Origin of the sequence: Bacillus sp. ISL-57 (assembly GCF_018613135.1) — a bacterium.
GTDB lineage: Bacteria > Bacillota > Bacilli > Bacillales > DSM-1321 > Peribacillus > Peribacillus frigoritolerans.
Window position 1 is genome coordinate 379,332 of the sequence record NZ_JAGGQV010000004.1, and the last position, 14,633, is coordinate 393,964.

Below are 14,633 nucleotides of genomic sequence, written 5' to 3' on the forward strand. Positions count from 1 at the left end.
AGGAGGAGCTTTCACTCCATGCATAATAAAGCTTTAAAGACATTGGAATTTCATAAAATAAAAGAACAATTAATCTCACACGCTTCCTCATCCATAGGAAAAGAGAAGGCAGAGCAATTGATGCCTTCCACGGATTTTGAAGAAGTGTCGAGATGGCAGGAAGAAACGGATGAGTCAGCCAAAATCGTCCGGTTGAAAGGTAACTTGCCATTGGGCGGAATTTTCGATATCCGACCACATGCAAAAAGGGCACAGATTGGCGGTATGCTCTCACCGATGGAACTGATGGAACTTGCGAGCACGATTCGTGCCGGCAGGATCCTCAGCCGCTTCTTCGAAGAACTGGCAGAGCAGGAGATTGATGTTCCGCTTTTAGCCGAATATATCGATTCCCTTCATCCATTGATTGATTTGCAGCAGGAAATTACGTATGCAATAAGCGAACATGGCGAAGTGATGGATTCTGCCAGCGACAAGCTTCGTACTCTAAGAAACCAAATTCGGACGAACGAAAGTCGCGTCAGGGAAAAACTGGAAAGTATGATCCGTTCTTCCAATGCAACAACAATGTTATCCGATGCCATCATCACCATCCGGAATGACCGATTCGTCATCCCGGTTAAACAGGAATACCGCAGTGTGTATGGCGGGATCATTCATGATCAATCATCATCAGGGCAGACGTTGTTCATTGAGCCGCAGGCAATCGTTCAGCTGAATAATGTCCTGCAGGAAACCCGAGTGAAGGAAACGCAGGAAATAGAACGGATATTGGTCGAACTATCGGAAAAAGTCGGTGCGTTCACCCCTGAATTGCTTCATAATATCAAAGTGCTGGCACAAATCGATTTCCTTGTCGCCAAGGCAAAATATGCGAAAGCGATAAAAGGATCCAAGCCGATTCTGAATAATGAGGGGCGCGTAAAATTATTCAAAGCGAAACACCCGCTCATTCCGAATGATGTCGTCGTGGCCAATGATATTTTTCTTGGTGATGAATTTACGACAATCGTCATCACCGGTCCGAATACAGGTGGTAAGACGGTTACCCTGAAAACGATTGGCCTCTGTACGTTAATGGCCCAGTCCGGTCTGCAGATCCCTGCGCTGGATGGTTCCGAAACGGCTGTGTTTTCCTCTGTTTATGCCGATATTGGCGATGAACAGTCGATTGAACAAAGCTTAAGTACATTCTCTTCGCATATGGTCAATATTGTCGATATCCTTAAGCATGTCGATTATGACAGTCTTGTTTTATTCGATGAGCTTGGAGCGGGAACTGACCCACAGGAAGGTGCAGCTCTGGCCATTTCCATTTTGGATGAAGTGTATAAGCGCGGAGCACGTGTGATTGCAACGACACATTACCCGGAATTAAAAGCGTATGGATATGATCGGGAAGGCGTCATTAATGCAAGCGTCGAATTTAATGTGGAAACCTTGAGTCCCACCTATAAACTATTAATTGGTGTACCAGGCCGGAGTAATGCGTTTGAAATTTCCAAGCGCCTTGGTTTGGAAGAAAACGTGATCAGCAACGCCCGGAGCCATATTGGCGAGGATACGAATAAAGTTGAAAATATGATAGCGTCCCTTGAAGACAGCCGCAAGAAGGCTGAAGAAGAGGAATTGGAAGCCAAGAATCACCTGAAACAGGCGGAAATTCTTCATAAAGACCTTCAAAAGCAAATTGATGAGTACCATCAAGAACGGGATGCCATGGTTGAAAAGGCAGCTAAAGAGGCAGCGGCAATCGTTGAAAATGCACAAAGGGAAGCGGAAGCGATCATTGCAGACTTACGTAAACTGCGACTTGAAAAGCATGCCGATGTTAAAGAGCATGAACTGATCGATGCCAAAAAACGGCTTGAAGAAGCAGCGCCTAAAGTGAAAAAAACAACGAATAAAGCTGCGAGGCCGCTGGATAAAAGCTTGAAACCTGGAGATGAAGTAAAGGTCGTAAGCTTTGGTCAAAAAGGTCACTTGATTGAGAAGGTCTCAAATAATGAATGGCAGGTTCAGATCGGCATCATGAAAATGAAAGTGAAGGAGTCTGACCTGGAATTCATCAAGAGCACAAAAGTAAAAGAAACAAAGCCGCTTACCACGATCAAAGGCCGCGATTATCATGTTAGCGTCGAACTTGACCTTCGTGGAGAACGCTTCGAAAATGCCATATCAAGAGTGGAAAAATACGTTGATGATGCTCTTTTGGCCGGTTATTCGAGTGTCTCCATCATTCATGGTAAAGGGACGGGTGCTCTTCGGTCCGGGGTCCAGGAATACTTGAAAAATCACCGCTCTGTCAAAAGGATTCGCTTCGGCGAAGCCGGTGAAGGCGGAACAGGTGTTACGGTGGTGGAATTTAAATAAAGGAAAGCGGTCATTCCGGCAATTCAGCCAAGCCGGGTGGCTAGTTACCATTCGGGAGTTGGACCATGGAGAATATGTGGGAAAATGAATATGTATATATAGCTGCTCGTTACAGTGTCGTTATTCTGTGCATGATTGTTTTTTTAGCCATTTTTGAACTTGTCACAAAGTACAAGAACTGGGAGGAGATCAAACAGGGAAACCTTTCTGTCGCGTTGGCAACAGGTGGTAAAATTTTTGGGATCGCCTATGTATTCCAACAGTCCATTCTCCATCAGAATTCGCTTCTTACCATGATTGGCTGGGGCGTCTACGGTTTTGTCCTGCTGTTGATCGGTTATTTCATTTTTGAATTTATGACTCCTGGATTTAAAATAGATGAAGAAATACAAAAAGATAATCGGGCAGTTGGATTCCTATCGATGATCATATCAATCGCATTATCTTTTGTCATCGGCGCCGGAATTTCTTGATGCCCTTCATGAGAGGGAGTAAGCTGTGGAGAAACTTGCAAAAGTCTTAATCGTTTGTTGCGGAATCTTTTTTCTGTTTGGAATCATTTATATGACATTGTTCAACTGAAGCGGCCAGTGTGCCGCTTCTTTTATTTGGTTCTATGAAGGTGGAACCGTGACAGCAAGTGGACTGGGTGTATTGGAAGACGAATACATAGGCCTGTACAATATCATTACCCATGATAATTTTCGAAATCAAGGCAATGGTGCAATTCTCATTCGTAATCTATTGCATTGGGGTAAAGAAAATGGAGCAAAAAAAAGCTTAACTTCAGGTGATAGAAACGAATGCACCTGCTTTAAGCTTGTACGGGAAATTAGGATTTGAAGAAAAATATAAGTATTGGTATAGAATTAAAACCAAGAAGTAGAACGCCTCTTTTCAGTAGACGACAAAAGGAGGATCGGAATGCTCTCACCCCGATCAGTAATCATAAAGAAAATTTGAATATCCTTTATGTTTTTTTACTTGATTAAATGAATGAACCTCTCTAGATGGAAGAAATCTGCGACACTCCTGCCGAATAACTGGCTAGCCGAGACCCCGCAGGCGCTTGCGTCGAGGAGGCTTGGCAGACAGTCGGCGGAAAGGGAGCGGATTTCTGAAATCAGCTGGAACTTTTTTAAAAGAAAAAAATGATGATAAAAGGGTTGTCTACATTCTGAAAGGAGTATAACCACTCTTTTTTTTGTTTCCCTTTTTATATGTTTCATCCAACATTCCCTGTAGTTGGATAAGATATATATACTATCCAGCTTTTCATCATAAGGTCTTTATACTCTTAAATTCGGCAATTGTAAGAAAATCCCGATTGTATTATAATGATTAAGAGTATTGAGAATATTCAGAAGGAGGGGGCAAATGAGCAATAAGCCATGGCAAGCTATTTATCCGGAACAGATACCAGCTGTTTTGTCGTACGAAGATAAACCTCTTTATTCTTTTTTAAAGGAATCAGCCGAAGAATTCCCTGATAAAGTATCGATTCATTTCCAGGGAAAAGAATTAACTTTCCGGGAAGTGCATGAATCTGCTTTAAAGTTTGCAGCCTATTTAAAAAGTATCGGACTTCAAAAAGGTGAACGCGTTGCCATCATGCTTCCTAACTGCCCTCAGGGTGTCATAAGCTTTTTTGGGATATTGATGGCCGGAGGAGTCGTGGTTCAAACGAACCCAACCTATACAGAACGTGAATTAGAATATCAAATGAAAGATTCCGGAGCGAAAATGATTTTAGCGATGGATATTTTATTCCCCCGTGTTTCTGCAGTGGCATCAAGAACGGATATAGAACATATAATTGTAACCGCTATCAAGGAATATTTGCCATTCCCGAAAAATCTTATCTATCCTTTTATTCAAAAAAAGCAATACGGCATTGTCATCAATGTGGAGCATGAAGGGAATCATCATTTATTTTCCGAAATCATGAAACGGAAGATCACTGAAGAAGTCGGCACCGTATCGATCGATGTCAATAATGATCTTGCCCTTTTGCAATATACAGGTGGGACAACTGGCTTTCCCAAAGGGGTCATGCTTACTCATAAGAACTTGCTGGCCAATACGAAAATGTGCAATGCATGGCTTTATAAAAATAAGCGCGGTGAGGAAAGGATCCTTGCGATTCTGCCTTTCTTTCATGTGTACGGTATGACTACGGTCTTGGTTCTTTCCGTCATGGAAGGGAACACCATGATCATCATGCCGAAGTTCGATGTCGAAGCGACGCTTAAAACCATCCAAAAACAGAAACCGACGATGTTTCCAGGAGCGCCAACGATGTATATCGGCCTCTTGAACCATCCGGATATCGCTAAATATGATCTATCTTCCATCAATGCCTGTATTAGCGGTTCTGCATCATTGCCCTTGGAGGTTCAAGAGCAGTTTGAGAAAATTACCGGCGGGAAGCTTGTTGAAGGCTATGGACTTTCAGAAACCTCACCTGTGACACATGCTAATTTCATTTGGGATCAGCCGCGTGTAAAAGGTAGCGTTGGACTGCCATGGCCGGACACTGACTCGGCGATTCTGTCCCTGGAAACCGATGAAGAGCTTCCTCCGAATGAAATAGGCGAGATTGCCATAAAAGGACCGCAGGTAATGAAAGGTTATTGGAACCGTCCGGATGAAACGGAAAAAACCTTTAAAAATGGCTGGCTGCTTACTGGCGATCTGGGTTATATGGATGAGCAGGGGTTCTTTTATGTCGTCGAGAGGAAAAAGGATACAATCATTGCAGGCGGTTTCAATATATATCCACGTGAGGTGGAAGAGGTGCTATACGAGCATGAGGCCATACAGGAAGTAGTTGTGGCAGGCATCCCTGACCCATATCGAGGAGAGACCGTCAAGGCCTATGTCGTCCTGAAAAAGAATGCCAGGGTCACTGAAGAGGAATTGAATGAATTTGCCAGAAAGAACCTGGCTTCGTATAAGGTTCCGCGAAGCTATGAATTCAGGGATGAACTTCCTAAAACGACGATAGGAAAGATCCTGAGGAGAGTCCTTATCGAGGAAGAAAAGAAAAAAATATCCGAGGAAAGAAAAGAAGCTTAAACAAGCACCCCCTTTTAACGGAGCAGCGGAAGAGGGCTCCGTTTTGCAGAACAGCTGGACAAGCTATGGATGGTGGCTGTACAATGAACAGAAGTGAAATGTCAGGAGCCTTATATAAGGTTTTGCTTGACAGTAAAGGGTCGTCATTTTATGATAGAAATATGAATGATGGTTCATTCATTTTTCTGAAAGGGGACATCCAGTGAAAAGCAACAGACCAAAGTATAATCAAATTATTGATGCGGCCGTTATCGTCATTGCCCAAAACGGTTACTATCAAGCCCAAGTATCCAAAATCGCCAAACAGGCAGGCGTAGCGGATGGCACCATTTATCTTTATTTTAAGAATAAAGAAGATATCTTAATATCATTATTCCATGAAAAGATGGGCTATTTTGTGGAACAGATCGAAGAAGAGATAAAAGGAAAGACCACTGCTTCGGAAAAATTGCATGTGCTCATCCAAAAACATTTTCAAAACCTTTCAGAAGACGTGAATTTAGCAATTGTCACTCAGTTGGAATTAAGACAGTCGAATAAAGAATTGCGCCTTAGGATTAATGATGTGTTAAGAGGGTATTTAAATTTAATCGATCAGATCATTATAGAAGGAAAAGAGAACGGCGAATTCCTGCCTGATTTAAATAATTTACTTGCCAGGCAGATGATTTTTGGAACGATTGATGAAACTGTGACGACTTGGGTCATGAATGAGCAAAAGTATTCGCTTCCTGACCTTGCACCAGACGTTCACCGCCTGCTGATTGGCGGCTGTGGCCTCTAAAAGTTAACGATTTAAATAGAGGATGGCTAGCCATCCTCGAAAGAATCGGTTAATTCAGCTTCCAGCTTTAACCGGAAGTGATACATATAGAATTATCAAAAAAGTTTGACTAGCATGCCTGGAGGGATTGATATGGAATATCTTAAGCTTTCTGTCGAAAATCATGTGGCTTTTATAACGATTGATCATGCACCAGCAAATGCACTTTCCTCGGCTATCATCGGAGAGCTTTCACAGGCATTCGATCAAATTGTGAAAGACGAAGCCGTACGGGTTGTCCTTCTTCATGGTGAAGGAAGATTCTTCTCTGCAGGAGCGGACATTAAAGAGTTTACGGAAGTGAAAAACGGGAAAGCTTTCGAGAAGCTGACCAAGAATGGTCAATCTGTATTTGAGAAAATCGAATCTTTTCCAAAACCGGTCATTGCAGCCATCCATGGAGCGGCGCTTGGCGGAGGATTGGAGCTGGCTATGGCCTGCCACATCCGCTTAGTCACCGAAAGGGCTAAACTTGGTTTGCCTGAGCTGCAGTTGGGATTGATCCCCGGATTTGCTGGGACCCAACGTCTTCCTCGTTACGTAGGCATGGCAAAGGCAGCTGAAATGCTGTTTACAAGTGAACCGATTTCAGGCACCGAAGCCGTGCAATGCGGATTGGCGAATCATGCCTTCACGGATGAAGAACTGATTCCAAAAGCTAAGGATCTAGCTAATAAAATTGCCAAGAAGAGCCCACTGGCATTAAAGTCGGCCATTGAGTTATTGAATTATTCCAAGCATGATTCCTACCATAAAGGTGTGGAAAGGGAAGCTGCCCTCTTTGGCCAGGCTTTCGATACTGCTGATGCACAAGAAGGAATCGCCGCTTTCATTGAAAAAAGGGAAGCTGTATTCAAAGGGAAATGATGTTTCGGTTTAAATAACTATTTTTATATATCATGCAGGATTTTGGTGAAATCTGTAGAACATTACTATATATCAATAAAATTCATAATCTTCAAAACTCAAATTATTCGGGAGGTATTATCGTGAACATTTATGTACTGCTGAAAAGAACATTTGATACAGAAGAAAAAATTACACTATCCAACGGGAAAATCAATGAGGATGGAGCAGAATTCATCATTAATCCATACGATGAGTATGCAGTTGAAGAAGCAATCCAGGTGCGTGATGCACAAGGCGGCGAAGTGACGGTTATATCCGTCGGAACGGAAGAGGCTGAAAAGCAATTACGCACAGCGCTGGCAATGGGTGCTGACAAAGCTGTATTGATCAATATAGAAGACGACATAGAAAATGGCGACCAATTCACGACTGCCAAAATTATTGGCGAATACTTAAAAGATAAAAATGCCGATCTAATCATTGCAGGGAACGTTGCAATCGATGGCGGCTCTGGTCAAGTTGGACCACGCGTTGCCGAAATTTTAGGAATTCCTTATATTACAACCATTACTAAATTGGACATAGAAAATGGAAATGTAAGCGTTATCCGTGATGTCGAAGGGGACTCCGAAACGATCGAAGCCTCTCTTCCATTATTGGTGACAGCGCAGCAAGGGCTAAATGAGCCACGTTATCCTTCATTGCCAGGAATCATGAAGGCGAAGAAAAAACCGCTTGAGGAATTGGAATTGGATGACCTGGACTTGGAAGAGGACGATGTTGAGGCCAAAACGAAAACGATTGAAATTTACCTTCCTGCTAAAAAAGAAGCTGGAAAAGTTTTGGACGGAGAAATCAGTGCTCAAGTTACCGAGCTTGTTCAATTATTACGCAGTGAAGCAAAAGTGATTTAATCGAAACGGTACTTTTCAAAACAACAACACACGACAAAAAGAAAAATAGTGCACAGGAGGTTTTTATAATGGCTAGAAAGTTTCTTGTATTGGGCGAAGTTCGTGATGGTTCACTAAGAAATGTATCATTTGAAGCTATCGGTGCGGCTAAGCTTGCAGCGGATGGCGGGGAAATCGTTGGTGTTTTAGTCGGTGACAGTGTTCAGGATTTCGGTAATGAATTGATTCAGTATGGTGCAGACCGGGTTATTGCAGTCGAAAATGATCAATTGAAACAATATACTTCTGATGGATATGCGCAAAGCTTGCTTGCCGTCATCGAGCAGGAAAAACCGGAAGGGATTTTCTTTGGACATACAGCCTTAGGAAAAGACCTAGCACCTAAATTGGCTGGAAAACTTGAATCAGGATTGATTTCCGACGTTACATCCATTGAAGAAGAGGGCGGAAATATCGTTTTCACCCGCCCGATATACTCTGGTAAAGCATTTGAAAAGAAAATCGTTACAGATGGCGTTATTTTCGCGACAATCCGTCCGAACAATATCGAACCATTAGCGAAAGATGAGTCACGCTCTGGTGATGTTTCTACTTTAAGTGTGGATATTAAGGACTTACGGACAATCATTAAGGATGTTGTTAGAAAAGCCAGTGAAGGGGTCGACCTTTCAGAAGCGAAAGTAATCATCGCGGGTGGCCGTGGCGTGAAAAGTGAAGATGGTTTCGAACCATTAAAGGAACTGGCACAGGTTCTTGGCGGAGCGGTAGGAGCTTCCCGCGGAGCATGTGATGCAGACTATTGCGATTACTCATTACAAATCGGGCAAACGGGTAAAGTCGTAACACCTGATCTTTATATCGCCTGCGGAATTTCCGGTGCGATCCAGCATTTAGCGGGAATGTCCAACTCCAAGGTTATCGTTGCCATCAATAAAGACCCGGAAGCTAACATATTCAATGTGGCTGATTATGGAATTGTCGGAGATCTTTTCGAAGTCGTTCCATTACTTACGGAAGAATTCAAAAAACTTAAAGTTAACGCGTAATAGAAATAATACAGATGAGGGGCAAGACATTCGGCATAAGCCGATACATGTCTTGCCCCTTTGTTTGCGCTAATGTGGAGGTTTTTTTGCCTGCATAGTTACTTTTTTTTTGGACATCCTACCACTGAAGCAAAATATTAGCATCGATTTGAGCAACAGTGGTATACTGTTTTTAGTTATTTGAGTAAATTTTAGGAGGAAATATATATGGCTATTGTAAATGCAACTGACCAAACTTTCACAACAGATACTAGCGAAGGTGTCGTTCTTGTAGACTTTTGGGCTCCATGGTGCGGACCTTGTAAAATGATCGCTCCTGTTCTTCAAGAGCTTGATACTGAAATTGGCGATACAGCAAAAATCGTAAAAGTGGATGTAGATGAAAACCAAGAAACAGCTGGGAAATTCGGTGTGATGAGCATCCCGACATTAATCGTCCTTAAAGACGGTGAAGTGGTCGATAAGGTTGTTGGTTTCCAACCTAAAGAAGCACTTGCTGAACTTATTGCAAAACACGCGTAATAGTAAGTTAGCTAAAAAAAGCTTCAAGTCTGCGGACTTGAAGCTTTTTTCGCTATCTTGATATATAATGATTGTAAAAATGGGAGAACAGGAGGCTGAAAGCATGAATCAACAAATAAAGAATAAACTTGCCCTTCTTCCCGATCAACCTGGTTGTTATTTAATGAAAGATCGTCAGGGAACGATCATATATGTAGGCAAAGCGAAAGTGTTGAAAAACCGTGTCCGTTCTTATTTTACGGGATCTCATGATGGGAAAACATTTCGACTCGTGAACGAGATTGAGGATTTCGAATACATCGTCACCTCCTCCAATATCGAGGCTCTTATTTTAGAGTTGAACTTAATCAAAAAACATGACCCAAAATATAATGTCATGCTAAAGGATGATAAGACGTATCCTTTCATCAAGCTGACTGCGGAACGCCACCCGCGTCTAATCATTACGAGAAAAGTCAAAAAAGACAAAGGGAAATATTTCGGTCCCTATCCGAATGCATTTGCAGCTAACGAAACGAAAAAATTGCTCGACCGCATCTATCCCCTAAGAAAATGCAATACGTTACCGGATCGCGTTTGTCTCTACTATCACCTTGGTCAGTGCCTGGCCCCATGTGTATATGATGTAGAGGAACAGGAATATAAAAAAATGGTCGATGATATCAACCGGTTCTTGAACGGCGGGCATACTGAAATAAAAAAAGAACTGACTGAAAAAATGTTGGAGGCATCGGAAGAACTCGATTTCGAGAGGGCTAAGGAGTTCCGTGACAAAATTGCCCACATCGATATTACGATGGAGAAGCAGAAAATGATGACGACCGATTTCATCGACAGGGATGTATTTGGCTTTGCCTATGATAAAGGCTGGATGTGCGTTCAGGTATTTTTTGTCCGGCAGGGTAAATTGATAGAAAGGGATGTTTCGCTTTTTCCGGTCTACGATGAACCCGAACAGGAACTTCTTACATTCCTCGGTCAGTTTTACGAGATTACGAACCACTTTAAACCAAAGGAAATCTTGCTGCCTGAATCTGTGGATGCCGAAATGGCCGAAGGGCTGCTTGGTGTCAAAACGATTCACCCAAAACGGGGAGCGAAAAAAGACATGCTTAAATTGGCGAATGAAAATGCCTCCATCGCCCTTAAGGAAAAATTCTCTTTGATTGAAAGGGATGAAGAAAGAACGATCAATGCGGTGGAAAACCTCGGGAAACAACTGGGTATCTACACCCCGCATCGAATTGAAGCTTTCGATAACTCCAATATCCAGGGAAGTGACCCCGTTTCCGCTTTAGTCGTGTTCATTGATGGGAAGCCGGAAAAAAGGGAGTACCGAAAATATAAGATCAAGACGGTTCAGGGACCGGATGATTATGAATCGATGCGTGAAGTGGTCAGAAGAAGGTATTCAAGAGTATTGAAAGAAGGACTGCCGCTTCCGGACTTGATCATCATTGATGGCGGAAAGGGACATGTCGAAGCGGTGCGGGATATTCTGGAAAATGAATTAGGCTTGGATATTCCACTTTCAGGCCTCATTAAGGATGAAAAGCATAGGACCTCGCAATTGATGATCGGAAATCCGCTTGAACTTGTACCTCTTGATTCAAGGAGCCAGGAATTTTACCTATTGCAAAGAATTCAGGATGAAGTGCATCGGTTCGCGATTACGTTCCATCGCCAGCTACGCGGGAAAAATGCGGTTCACTCCCAGCTTGATGATATTCCAGGAGTCGGGGAAAAACGAAGGAAGCAATTATTAAGGCATTTTGGATCATTGAAGAAAATCAAAGAGGCGACGGCCGAGGAAATCATGGAAGCTGGCATGCCAAAAGGGGTAGCCGAGGGAATCGTTAGAAAATTACAAGAATAATCTTGCTACCGATAAATCTCTATGCTATGATTAAAAGGAATTTTTAACTAGACAACTTAAAAGTGCTGATAGAGGTGCGGAATTCAAGAGTAAAAACCTGGAGAAGTATGAGCTTCCATGAAAGGTTTTGAAAGGGGACGCCGCCGAAGGAAGACAAGACTCATACCTTGTCCTCCTGGTCCGACATTTAATAAATGGCGGATTGTCAGGGTTTATACCTTGGAGAGCTATCTCACTGTGATTACAGTATTAAGATATGTGACCACAGCAATGAGATATTTCTCATTGCTTTTTTTATTGCCTAAAAAGTAGAGAGGGTGCATGAGGATGGCATTAATCGTTCAAAAATTCGGCGGAACGTCCGTCGGTAGCGTAGAAAAAATCAAAAATGTTGCCAATCGGGTAATCGAGGAAGCGGAGAATGGAAATGAGGTTGTCGTCGTTGTCTCAGCTATGGGGAAAACAACGGACCAATTGGTTTCCATGGCACGTGATATTTCCGGATCCCCGAGCAAGAGGGAAATGGATATGCTTTTGACGACTGGGGAACAGGTAACGATTTCCCTGTTAACGATGGCATTGATTGAAGAAGGACATGAAGCCATTTCGTATACTGGCTGGCAGGCTGGCATGCAAACGGAATCCGTTCATGGGAATGCCCGGATTTTAAATATCGATGCCACGAGGATCCAAGCTCAGCTTCAGGAGAAGAAAATAGTGGTCGTAGCCGGTTTCCAGGGTAACGATGCAAATGGGGAAATCACTACCTTAGGGCGGGGCGGATCCGATACGACGGCAGTTGCCATCGCTGCGGCGCTGAATGCGGATAGATGCGATATTTATACAGATGTAACGGGTGTTTTCACAACGGACCCACGCTACATAAAAGGCGCGCGAAAACTCCAATCCATTTCTTACGATGAAATGCTGGAACTTGCCAACCTGGGGGCGGGCGTCCTTCACCCAAGGGCTGTCGAATATGCAAAGAATTATCAAATTCCGCTTGAAGTCCGTTCAAGCATGGAGAGAGAATCAGGTACGATCATAGAGGAGGAAGCAACTATGGAAGAAAACTTAATTGTACGCGGCATTGCTTTTGAAGACAGTATTACGAGGGTCACAATATATGGTTTGCCCCAATCACTTGGTGCATTATCCACAATCTTCACGACGCTTGCGAAAAACCGGATCAATGTGGACATCATCATTCAAAGCATGACTGCCGAGGATACGACGAATCTATCTTTTTCCACAAAAAGTGAAGATACGGAAGCGGCCTTGATCGTGCTGGAAAATAATAAAGAACAATTGGGGTTCGACCGGGTCGAAACGGAGAGCGGGTTGGCCAAAGTGTCCATCGTCGGTTCTGGTATGGTATCCAATCCGGGAGTGGCTGCCGAAATGTTTGAAGTGATGGCCAATACAGGCATCCAGGTGAAAATGGTCAGCACATCGGAGATTAAAGTTTCGACCGTCGTCAATGAAAAGGAAATGGTGAAGGCGGTTGAATCCCTTCATGAAGCATTTAAACTCGGTCAGCATGCTAATGTGCTAGCTTAAGTGTCAGGAGTCCAATAAAAAAACAGACTTCCGGTAAAAAGGGTAAGTCTGTTTTCAGGGCTCATTAGATTGGATCTCTGGGATCCCATTGGATGGTGAATATCACTTTTTTTGCGCGGCGTTTGATTTCTTCCGTTGATTCGCTGAGGAATTTTTTTTGCAGTGTAAACTGCTCTGCAAGGAAACCGGCTTCAAGTTGGAAGTGACAATCTGGGTGTAAATCCAGGCGGCGGCTGATTATTTCACCTGTCAGGGATAATTCCATCTCATGTTTCGTAGACTTCAAGATTTCCAGATTGCCCCATCCAGCGCTTTGGAAAAATTCAATCACTTCCTGATCGCCATTCAATGGGAATTTTCTTGCTAATTGTTTACCTGCCCAATAGAGGATTTGATTAGAGTCTTTTCCGAGAATATCGTTCAACAGAACTTCTCTGATTAATTCGTATCCGAAAGCTGGAACTTGGAATTCCTCAGTTTGAATTTCTTCAGTTTGAATCTCTTCTTCTATCGCAGCAGCAATATTTTTTTTCATAATTTATCGCCTCTTTCTGTAAATCTATTATAAACGTATTTCTTTTGCAAATTATACTGTTTTTTATATATTTAAATCGCAATTGGAAAAAAATGAGAAATTATACCGAGATATTAATAGTTAAATTAGAAATTTATTCAAAATATCATCTTGACAAACAAAAAATACCCAATATAATCCAAAAAAATCTATTCTGAAAAAGAGATTTCTTGTATCCGTTTTCTTGACGCACATAGAAGTCAGGAGTAAAATGGACATGTCACATAATTGTAAAGGAAGTATAGAGGAGTTTTTTGACTCTATACTGTATTTTCACGCGGAGATAAAAGGTAGCCACCAGTTTATCTTTGCATGATTTTTCACAAATTAAGGGGGGGCACTTAGTGGCAAAAAATCGTGAGTTTGGGAATCGCAGGCTTCATTCACTTCTAGGAGTAATTCCAATTGGTCTATTCCTAATTTTTCATTTATCGGTAAACTTTATGGCAACAAAAGGAGAAGAAACTTTTAATGGGGCAGTTCATTTAATTGAGTTTACGCCCGTGAAGATTTTGGTAGAATGGGTCGTCATCTATCTACCGCTCATTTTCCATGCTGTGTACGGAATCTATATTGCCTTTACAGCAAAAAACAATTTAGGCCGATTCAGTTTCTTCCGTAACTGGATGTTCATGCTACAACGCCTAACTGGAATCATAACGTTGATTTTCCTTGTTTGGCATATATGGGCAACTAGAATTCAAGCAGCCATGGGTGCTGAAGTTAACTTTGACATGATGGCAGAGATTTTCTCTAGTCCATTCATGCTTGTGTTCTATATTGTCGGTGTTACCTCGGCAATCTTCCATTTTGCTAATGGATTATGGTCATTTGCTGTGAGCTGGGGTCTTACAGTTTCACCAAGATCGCAAAGAATCATGACTTACTTTACATTGATCGTTTTCGTTCTTCTTACTTATATCGGAATCAGCGCAATTTTCGCATTCGTATAAGAAGATAGAGTTCATTTATAAGAATTAGGAAAAACATAGCTTGGCTAATGGAAATAAGGGAGTGA

At 42.4% G+C, this 14,633-nt stretch carries 15 protein-coding genes and 1 riboswitch; of the genes, 13 read left to right on the forward strand and 2 right to left on the reverse strand.

From position 1 onward, the window contains the following. Nucleotides 1-18 precede the first annotated feature (18 nt). Nucleotides 19-2,373: an endonuclease MutS2 gene (locus tag J7I90_RS10250; RefSeq protein ID WP_214771125.1), complete on the forward strand. Its 2,355-nt coding sequence runs from the start codon at nucleotides 19-21 to the stop codon at nucleotides 2,371-2,373. A 65-nt stretch (nucleotides 2,374-2,438) separates the two neighbouring features. Then, the gene (locus tag J7I90_RS10255; RefSeq protein WP_034309012.1) at nucleotides 2,439-2,846 is read left to right on the forward strand and encodes a DUF350 domain-containing protein; all 408 of its coding nucleotides are present in this window, start codon (nucleotides 2,439-2,441) and stop codon (nucleotides 2,844-2,846) included. A gap of 46 nt (nucleotides 2,847-2,892) precedes the next feature. Here the strand turns inward: J7I90_RS10255 and J7I90_RS27330 are convergent, their stop codons facing one another. Beyond that, nucleotides 2,893-3,069 carry a hypothetical protein gene (locus J7I90_RS27330; RefSeq protein WP_251025220.1) on the reverse strand — a complete coding sequence of 59 codons (177 nt, stop codon included), beginning with the start codon at nucleotides 3,067-3,069 and terminating at the stop codon, nucleotides 2,893-2,895. Between J7I90_RS27330 and J7I90_RS10260 the strand changes: the two genes are divergently transcribed. The 10 genes from J7I90_RS10260 to J7I90_RS10300 all read left to right on the forward strand — a co-directional run bounded on the left by J7I90_RS10260 (nucleotide 3,004) and on the right by J7I90_RS10300 (nucleotide 13,041). Next, complete coding sequence (locus J7I90_RS10260; protein WP_311315234.1) at nucleotides 3,004-3,216, forward strand: GNAT family N-acetyltransferase; 213 nt, start codon at nucleotides 3,004-3,006, stop codon at nucleotides 3,214-3,216. The genes J7I90_RS27330 and J7I90_RS10260 overlap by 66 nt on opposite strands. A 534-nt stretch (nucleotides 3,217-3,750) precedes the next feature. Further along, a complete protein-coding gene (locus J7I90_RS10265) occupies nucleotides 3,751-5,451 on the forward strand; it encodes a long-chain-fatty-acid--CoA ligase (protein ID WP_214771129.1) in 1,701 nt (566 codons plus the stop codon). 83 nt (nucleotides 5,452-5,534) lie between these two features. Then, a complete protein-coding gene (locus J7I90_RS27760; protein ID WP_262983582.1) occupies nucleotides 5,535-5,657 on the forward strand; it encodes a hypothetical protein in 123 nt (40 codons plus the stop codon). Further along, entirely contained in the window at nucleotides 5,654-6,235 is a 582-nt protein-coding gene (locus J7I90_RS10270; RefSeq protein ID WP_214771132.1) for a fatty acid metabolism transcriptional regulator FadR, read from the forward strand. Before J7I90_RS27760 ends, J7I90_RS10270 begins: the two co-directional genes overlap by 4 nt. Nucleotides 6,236-6,367: 132 nt before the next feature. Next, entirely contained in the window at nucleotides 6,368-7,141 is a 774-nt protein-coding gene (locus tag J7I90_RS10275; protein ID WP_214771135.1) for an enoyl-CoA hydratase, read from the forward strand. Nucleotides 7,142-7,263: 122 nt separating this feature from the next. Beyond that, the gene (locus J7I90_RS10280; RefSeq protein ID WP_057276670.1) at nucleotides 7,264-8,037 is read left to right on the forward strand and encodes an electron transfer flavoprotein subunit beta/FixA family protein; all 774 of its coding nucleotides are present in this window, start codon (nucleotides 7,264-7,266) and stop codon (nucleotides 8,035-8,037) included. Nucleotides 8,038-8,105: 68 nt separating this feature from the next. After that, entirely contained in the window at nucleotides 8,106-9,083 is a 978-nt protein-coding gene (locus J7I90_RS10285; protein WP_214771138.1) for an electron transfer flavoprotein subunit alpha/FixB family protein, read from the forward strand. A 207-nt stretch (nucleotides 9,084-9,290) separates the two neighbouring features. Then, nucleotides 9,291-9,605, forward strand: coding sequence for a thioredoxin (gene trxA, locus J7I90_RS10290; protein WP_034308995.1), 315 nt, complete (start codon nucleotides 9,291-9,293; stop codon nucleotides 9,603-9,605). A gap of 103 nt (nucleotides 9,606-9,708) precedes the next feature. Then, nucleotides 9,709-11,481 (forward strand): excinuclease ABC subunit UvrC, encoded by a 1,773-nt coding sequence (gene uvrC, locus J7I90_RS10295; RefSeq protein ID WP_214771141.1) that lies wholly within the window; start codon nucleotides 9,709-9,711, stop codon nucleotides 11,479-11,481. Between the two features lie 61 nt (nucleotides 11,482-11,542). Then, nucleotides 11,543-11,719: riboswitch (Lysine riboswitch) on the forward strand. A gap of 89 nt (nucleotides 11,720-11,808) precedes the next feature. Beyond that, nucleotides 11,809-13,041: an aspartate kinase gene (locus J7I90_RS10300; RefSeq protein WP_048689012.1), complete on the forward strand. Its 1,233-nt coding sequence runs from the start codon at nucleotides 11,809-11,811 to the stop codon at nucleotides 13,039-13,041. A 64-nt stretch (nucleotides 13,042-13,105) separates the two neighbouring features. Here the strand turns inward: J7I90_RS10300 and J7I90_RS10305 are convergent, their stop codons facing one another. Continuing rightward, nucleotides 13,106-13,576: a YslB family protein gene (locus J7I90_RS10305; protein ID WP_214771144.1), complete on the reverse strand. Its 471-nt coding sequence runs from the start codon at nucleotides 13,574-13,576 to the stop codon at nucleotides 13,106-13,108. Between the two features lie 383 nt (nucleotides 13,577-13,959). On the opposite strand from J7I90_RS10305, the gene J7I90_RS10310 reads away from it, so the two are divergent. Next, complete coding sequence (locus tag J7I90_RS10310) at nucleotides 13,960-14,568, forward strand: succinate dehydrogenase cytochrome b558 subunit (protein WP_214771147.1); 609 nt, start codon at nucleotides 13,960-13,962, stop codon at nucleotides 14,566-14,568. Nucleotides 14,569-14,633 lie beyond the last annotated feature (65 nt).